General features: G+C 68.0%; 1 protein-coding gene. It reads right to left on the reverse strand.

The window, feature by feature from the left end; translation table 11 throughout:
- Positions 1–898 (reverse strand): IS110 family transposase (locus ACNAVT_RS31765; RefSeq protein WP_416301685.1); only part of this gene is annotated, 898 nt, incomplete at its 3' end.
- Positions 899–1,131 lie beyond the last annotated feature (233 nt).

Consider the following 1,131-nt stretch of genomic DNA (forward strand, 5'->3'; position numbering starts at 1 on the left):
CTTGCGTGCGGTTGCGCAGCTGGACCACGGCCATGATGTGCAGCGTGCGGTTGATCCGCCGGTTGCCGGCGCGGGAGAGCCGGTGGCGCTTCTGGTCGCCGGAGGAGGCGTCCAGGGGTGCGGTGCCGTTCCAGGAGGCGAACCGGTCGCGGTCGGCGAACCGGCTGATGTCTGCGACGTCTGCCAGTAGGCGGGCCGCGCCGCAGGGGCCGATGCCGTGTAGCTCCATCAGGGTGGAGCCGCGGGCGGCCACCAGCTCCTTGAGGTCCTTCTCCACGGCCTTGATCTTCTTGTCGATGCCCTCGAGTTCACTGATCAGCTCGACGGCGAGGCGGCGTCTGGTCTTGCCCACGATGTCGCGGGGTTTGACCGTCGCGATCAACGCGCGGGCCTGTCGCGCGGACAGGAACTTCTTCGCCCCGCCAGGTAACAGTTCCAGCAGCAACCGGTGCAGCCGGTTGATGCTCTGGGTGCGGGCGCGGCCCAGCTCGTCACGCCGGTCGGCGAGCATGCCCATCACCTGCAGGTCCGCATCGACCTGAACCTGCACCAGATTCGGGCTGCGTAGCGCCACCATCGCCACCGAGTGCGCATCCACCGGATCGGTTGTGCGGCCGTTGCCGGTGGCGAACACCCGCACCTGCGCCGACAGTTTCGCGGGCACATCGAGCACCGTCTCACCGTCGTGGACCAGGCGGTGGGCGATGTGCTTGCCGATGCCGTTGCAGCCCTCCACCGCCCAGACCCGATCGGCATACCGACGACCGGCGGCGAGCATGTCGGCGTAGCCGGCCTTGTCGGTGCCGTACCTGCCCGTAGCCAGCACCCGGCCGCGTTCGTCAACGACCTCGATGGTGGCTGAACGCTTGTGCGGGTCCATCCCGATGATCACGCGCATCGGCGCCTCCCTTGGCTGAACTCGACGGAGCTGTCAGCAAGGAGGGCACCGCTACTTCGAGCAGAACAAACCCCTTTCCAGCCACTCCTCGCGCGGCGCCCGGCGAGACCGCAGGCCATGAGAGAGCCACACCAATGACACCGGTGGGCAGCCGCAATGAGGGAGCGTCTCGCCGGGCACCTGGACCGAGTCTGGCCGGACACCGATCCTGGACCAAGTCTCTAAGTAGCCGC

Origin of the sequence: Micromonospora sp. SL4-19 (assembly GCF_047921475.1) — a bacterium.
GTDB lineage: Bacteria > Actinomycetota > Actinomycetes > Mycobacteriales > Micromonosporaceae > Micromonospora.